5 protein-coding genes, 4 tRNA genes and 2 rRNA genes are annotated in these 5,242 nt (G+C 49.8%); 9 read left to right on the plus strand and 2 right to left on the minus strand.

Annotated features, from left to right (window positions below):
• The 4 genes from JKP81_RS23410 to birA all read left to right on the plus strand — a co-directional run.
• A 23S ribosomal RNA gene (locus JKP81_RS23410) occupies positions 1-96 on the plus strand; the annotation flags it as partial.
• Between the two features lie 92 nt (positions 97-188).
• Positions 189-304 (plus strand): 5S ribosomal RNA (gene rrf / locus JKP81_RS23415).
• Positions 305-428: 124 nt separating this feature from the next.
• Positions 429-1,457 (plus strand): UDP-N-acetylmuramate dehydrogenase, encoded by a 1,029-nt coding sequence (murB, locus tag JKP81_RS23420; RefSeq protein ID WP_200553625.1) that lies wholly within the window; start codon positions 429-431, stop codon positions 1,455-1,457.
• Positions 1,454-2,416 carry a bifunctional biotin--[acetyl-CoA-carboxylase] ligase/biotin operon repressor BirA gene (birA, locus tag JKP81_RS23425; protein WP_200553626.1) on the plus strand — a complete coding sequence of 321 codons (963 nt, stop codon included), beginning with the start codon at positions 1,454-1,456 and terminating at the stop codon, positions 2,414-2,416. Before murB ends, birA begins: the two co-directional genes overlap by 4 nt.
• A gap of 31 nt (positions 2,417-2,447) precedes the next feature.
• Here the strand turns inward: birA and coaA are convergent, their stop codons facing one another.
• Both coaA and JKP81_RS23435 read right to left on the minus strand, forming a co-directional pair.
• A complete protein-coding gene (gene coaA / locus JKP81_RS23430) occupies positions 2,448-3,398 on the minus strand; it encodes a type I pantothenate kinase (protein ID WP_017460033.1) in 951 nt (316 codons plus the stop codon).
• 203 nt (positions 3,399-3,601) lie between these two features.
• The gene (locus JKP81_RS23435; protein WP_200553627.1) at positions 3,602-4,150 is read right to left on the minus strand and encodes an N-acetyltransferase; all 549 of its coding nucleotides are present in this window, start codon (positions 4,148-4,150) and stop codon (positions 3,602-3,604) included.
• 335 nt (positions 4,151-4,485) lie between these two features.
• Between JKP81_RS23435 and JKP81_RS23440 the strand changes: the two genes are divergently transcribed.
• The 5 genes from JKP81_RS23440 to JKP81_RS23460 form a co-directional block, all read left to right on the plus strand.
• Positions 4,486-4,561: transfer RNA gene (locus JKP81_RS23440), tRNA-Thr, on the plus strand.
• An 8-nt stretch (positions 4,562-4,569) separates the two neighbouring features.
• A tRNA-Tyr gene (locus JKP81_RS23445) sits at positions 4,570-4,654 on the plus strand.
• A 112-nt stretch (positions 4,655-4,766) separates the two neighbouring features.
• Positions 4,767-4,841, plus strand: a tRNA-Gly gene (locus JKP81_RS23450).
• Between the two features lie 6 nt (positions 4,842-4,847).
• Positions 4,848-4,923 (plus strand) — tRNA-Thr (locus JKP81_RS23455).
• Between the two features lie 113 nt (positions 4,924-5,036).
• Positions 5,037-5,242, plus strand: a 206-nt coding sequence (locus JKP81_RS23460) for a GTP-binding protein (protein ID WP_042932074.1), incomplete at its 3' end; no start/stop codon positions are given.

The following is a 5,242-nucleotide window of genomic DNA, read 5'->3' on the forward strand; positions in this document are numbered from 1 at the left end:
AAGGAACGTTGAAGACGACGACGTTGATAGGCCGGGTGTGTAAGCGCAGCGATGCGTTGAGCTAACCGGTACTAATGAACCGTGAGGCTTAACCTTACAACGCCGAAGATGTTTTGGCGTGAGAGACAGATATTCAGCCTGATACAGATTACATCAGAACGTGAGAACGGTCTGATAGACAGAATTTGCCTGGCGGCAACAGCGCGGTGGTCCCACCTGACCCCATGCCGAACTCAGAAGTGAAACGCCGTAGCGCCGATGGTAGTGTGGGGTCTCCCCATGCGAGAGTAGGGAACTGCCAGGCATCAAACAAGTGAAGAGGCCATCCTGACGGATGGCCTTTTTGCGTTTTTATGCAGCGAAACACCACAAGCGCTCACCCTTCGGATGCGGTAAACTAGCCGTGTTTTTGCATCAGGATAGCGCTAATGAATCTCTCCCTTAAGCCCTGGAATACCTTTGGTATTGATCGTCAGGCTCACCAAATTGTTTGTGTCGAAAATACGCAGCAACTGCTCAATGTGTGGCAGTCTGCAGTGCAAAGCCAGCAGCCCGTATTGATCCTCGGCGAAGGAAGCAACGTATTGTTTCTGGAAGATTTTATCGGAACGGTCATTATCAATCGTATTAAAGGCATTGCCGTTCACGAAGAGGCGGACGCATGGCTTTTACATGTCGGTGCGGGAGAGAACTGGCATAATCTTGTACGGTGGACGCTCGAACAAGGCATGCCGGGACTAGAAAACCTGGCGTTAATTCCAGGCTGTGTGGGCTCCTCTCCTATCCAAAACATTGGTGCCTATGGCGTTGAGTTACAACGTGTCTGCAGTTATGTAGATTGCATGGAGCTCAGTAGCGGTAAGTCGCAGCGTTTATCTGCAGACGCCTGCCGTTTTGGCTACCGAGACAGCATCTTTAAGCATGAATATCAGGATCGTTACGCCATCACTGCTGTTGGATTGCGGTTGGCAAAATCCTGGCAACCCGTCTTGACCTACGGTGACCTAACCCGTCTGGACCCCGCAACTGTAACGCCTCAACAGGTTTTCGATGCCGTTTGCCAGATGCGTACCAGCAAGTTGCCGGATCCTAAAGTGAACGGGAATGCGGGCAGCTTCTTCAAAAACCCGGTGATCACGGCTGAGCAAGCTCGCATCCTGCTTGCACGTTTTCCTTATGCTCCGCATTACCCACAGGAAGATGGTTCAGTGAAGCTGGCCGCAGGCTGGTTGATCGATCAATGTCAGTTGAAAGGAACCTCATTAGGGGGCGCTGCTGTCCATCACTTGCAAGCTTTAGTACTGATTAACACCGGCCACGCAATGAGTGAAGATGTGGTGCGTCTCGCGCATTTTGTCCGGCAGAGTGTAGGCGATAAATTTGATATCTGGCTGGAACCGGAAGTGCGCTTTATAGGATGTTCCGGCGAGGTGAATGCGGTGGAGGCTATTGCGTGAAAGACAATACCGTTCCATTAACGCTGATTTCGCTTCTGGCGGACGGCGAGTTCCATTCTGGCGAGCAGCTTGGCGAGCGTTTAGGCATGAGTCGTGCTGCTATCAACAAACATATCCAGACGCTTCGTGACTGGGGCGTAGATGTCTTCACCGTGCCGGGGAAAGGCTACAGCTTGCCAGAACCTATTCAACTACTGGATGAAGCCTTTATCAGTAGCCAGGTGGCGCAAGGCTCTGTTGCGGTGCTACCGGTGATCGATTCAACCAACCAGTACCTGTTGGATCGCTTAAATGGCTTACGCTCCGGCGACGCCTGTGTTGCCGAATATCAGCAGGCTGGTCGCGGGCGGCGCGGGCGAAAATGGGTATCTCCGTTTGGCGCTAACCTCTATATTTCCATGTACTGGCGGCTTGAGCAGGGGCCGGCAGCTGCCATTGGCCTGAGCCTGGTCATTGGCATCGTTATGGCCGAGGTGCTGCGCGATTTAGGCGCGGAGCAAGTACGCGTCAAATGGCCAAATGATCTCTATCTACAGGATCGTAAACTCGCGGGGATCCTCGTCGAATTGACGGGGAAAACCGGCGATGCGGCACAAATTGTCATTGGCGCTGGCGTCAATCTAGTGATGCGTAAAACACAGGCAGAAGATATCAGTCAAAGCTGGATTAATCTGCAGGAAGCCGGTGTGCGCATTGATCGCAACCAACTGGCGGCACGTTTGATCATTGAGCTTCGCACCGCCTTGCAGCACTTTGAACAAGAGGGGTTAACGCCTTTCCTCTCTCGCTGGGAAGCGCTGGATAATTTCATTAATCGCCCGGTTAAGTTGATTATTGGCGAAAAAGAGATTTTTGGGATCTCGCGCGGGATTGATTCGCAAGGTGCTTTGTTACTTGAGCAAGACGGCGTTATTAAACCCTGGGTGGGTGGAGAAATATCGCTTCGTAGCGCGGAATAATTAAAAGGGAGCATTCATGCTCCCTTTTAATTTATTTCCGTAGTCGAACTTGTTCCACGGCATGGTTAGCGCTTTTTGTCATAATCAGGCTTGCACGCTCGCGGGTTGGCAGGATGTTTTCTTTAAGATTTAAGCCATTAATTTCTTTCCACAATGACATAGCAATCTCAATCGCTTCGGCTTCCGACAATTTGGCGTAGTTGTGGAAATAAGAATCAGGATTGGTAAATGCACCTTCGCGGAACTTCAGGAAACGGTTGATATACCAGGTTTGCAAAAGATCTTCTGGTGCATCCACATAAATCGAGAAATCAACAAAGTCGGAAACAAATACATGATGTGGATCGTGTGGGTAATCCATACCGCTTTGTAAAACATTTAACCCTTCAAGAATTAAAATATCCGGTTGCGAGATCGTTTTATCACCATCGGGGATCACATCATAAATAAGATGTGAATAAACCGGCGCGGTGATGTTAGTCACGCCCGATTTAATATCGGAAACAAACTGCACAAGGCGGTGCATATCATAAGATTGCGGAAACCCTTTTTTCTTCATCAAGCCGCGGTCTTTCAGCACCTGGTTTGGATGCAAAAAACCATCAGTAGTGATGAGTTCTACACGGCGATGCTCTGGCCAGCGGCTCAGCAGCGCCTGCAAGACACGAGCGGTAGTGCTTTTGCCCACGGCAACGCTGCCCGCAATGCTGATGATATAAGGAATACGCTGCCCGTTAGTGCCGAGAAATTGTTCAAGAACGGCCTGACGGCGTAAGTTCGAACTGATGTAGAAATTGAGTAAACGGGAAAGAGGAAGATATATTTCCGCAACTTCTTCCAAAGAAAGGTCTTCATTAATGCCTTTTAATCTCGCGATCTCGCCTTCAGTTAAGGTCATAGGGACAGAATCGCGAAGCGCAGCCCACTGGCTGCGATTAAACTGTAAGTAAGGCGTCATTAACGTTTGCTCTTTTTTACTCATAAGCTTTTATTAGCCTGCCATTATCACTTGCTGCGTTGGCTTCCTGCGCGCAGTAAGAGAGAGACTCTAAAGATAATGCTATGGCACGACGTTATTGAAATAAGTGGGATCAATGGGCAGGAGGTTAACACCAGATGACAGGGAATAATATGAAAAATCGCGTCGAGGTGATGCTTTCCGCAGAAAGCATCACGCGCTTCACTTTAGCTGGCAATAGAACGAACCATCTGATTTACAGCAAATAAGCGTTTAAAATAAATGGCTGCCGGGTGGTAATAACCGTCCGCAGAGCAGAGAAAATCCGGTATTTCACCAAGGCAGCGGTATCCTTGCGAGCGATAGAATGCTTCTCCGCCAGAACCAGCCAGGACTTCAAGCGATAGCAAACCTCGCTGGCGTGCACATGCTGCCTTCTCTAGCTCAGCAATGAGCTTCTTACCAACGCCTGTGCGGCGGGCGCGGCGATGTACCAGTAGGAGTTTGATATTTCCCCGGTTAAGGACTTCAGGTTGCATGTTGAGTTGCAAGCTGACGCTGCCAGAAACACCTTGTTCATCCCGCGCAATCCAGATGAGTCGCTCGCCTTTTTCCAGTTCGCTGCGTAAACGGTAAAAGCTGCTTTCAGCTTCCTGTTGGCTGAGCGAACGTTGATATCCCACGGTTGCGCCGCTGTGTAATGCATCAAGCAGCAATTGCGCAAGTTCAGGGCAATAGACCGGTAAGGTGGCTGCATTTAACAAAACAATCTTCATGATGACGCCTCCGCAGGGGTGTAATAGCACAGATGCAATTAGTGATCCATTTCACGATTCCGCATTAACGCTGAGGAATCGGTGTGAAGCGATCATTTATTTGCACCACGATAGCGCAGCTGCACTGGCAAAGGTCCACACAGGTATCGAGCAGAGCGTGGGGAGCGAGAGAATAGATGGGAAGGAATCATGAAAAATGGTGGTTTTTTCCACGGTGTTGCATGAAATTACAGCATTTCTTCGGCTTGTCGCGCAAAATGTGAGCGATAGAACGTTTTGTGCAATTTTTTAGTTGCATCAATCCCTCTGTCTCCCTAGAATGCGCGCTACTTGATGCCGACTTAGCTCAGTAGGTAGAGCAACTGACTTGTAATCAGTAGGTCACCAGTTCGATTCCGGTAGTCGGCACCATCAAGTCCGGTGGGGTTCCCGAGCGGCCAAAGGGAGCAGACTGTAAATCTGCCGTCACAGACTTCGAAGGTTCGAATCCTTCCCCCACCACCATTTTCGGTTACGCTAAAACGTAACCTGAGTTGGTGTCAGTAGTGAATCAGCTCTTTGGGAGAGTGTCTTCTCCCGATAATACAGAAAGTACTGGGTAGCCGAGTTTCAGGATGCGGGCATCGTATAATGGCTATTACCTCAGCCTTCCAAGCTGATGATGCGGGTTCGATTCCCGCTGCCCGCTCCAAGACGTGCTGATATGGCTCAGTTGGTAGAGCGCACCCTTGGTAAGGGTGAGGTCCCCAGTTCGACTCTGGGTATCAGCACCACTTCACTTCTCCTCCCTGGTTTCTCTTCTGTTATTAGCATTCAACGAGTCGGGCATGTTGCCTGGTTGATGTGGTGATATCACCGATTTATCCGTGTCTTAGAGGGACAATCGATGTCTAAAGAAAAGTTTGAACGTACAAAACCGCACGTTAACGTCGGTACTATCGGCCACGTTGACCATGGTAAAACAACGCTGACTGCTGCAATCACTACCGTTCTGGCTAAAACCTACGGTGGTTCTGCTCGCGCATTCGACCAGATCGATAACGCGCCGGAAGAAAAAGCTCGTGGTATCACCATCAACACGTCTCACGTTGA

The sequence above is a fragment of the Kosakonia sp. LAM2021 genome (assembly GCF_016620385.1).
Lineage (GTDB): Bacteria > Pseudomonadota > Gammaproteobacteria > Enterobacterales > Enterobacteriaceae > Kosakonia > Kosakonia sacchari.

Bases quoted from the DNA above. Each gene is read 5' to 3' on its own strand.
- JKP81_RS23435 (WP_200553627.1), bottom strand. From the start codon at position 4,150: ATGAAGATTGTTTTGTTAAATGCAGCCACCTTACCGGTCTATTGCCCT.
- coaA (WP_017460033.1), bottom strand. From the start codon at position 3,398: ATGAGTAAAAAAGAGCAAACGTTAATGACGCCTTACTTACAGTTTAAT.
- murB (WP_200553625.1), top strand. From the start codon at position 429: ATGAATCTCTCCCTTAAGCCCTGGAATACCTTTGGTATTGATCGTCAG.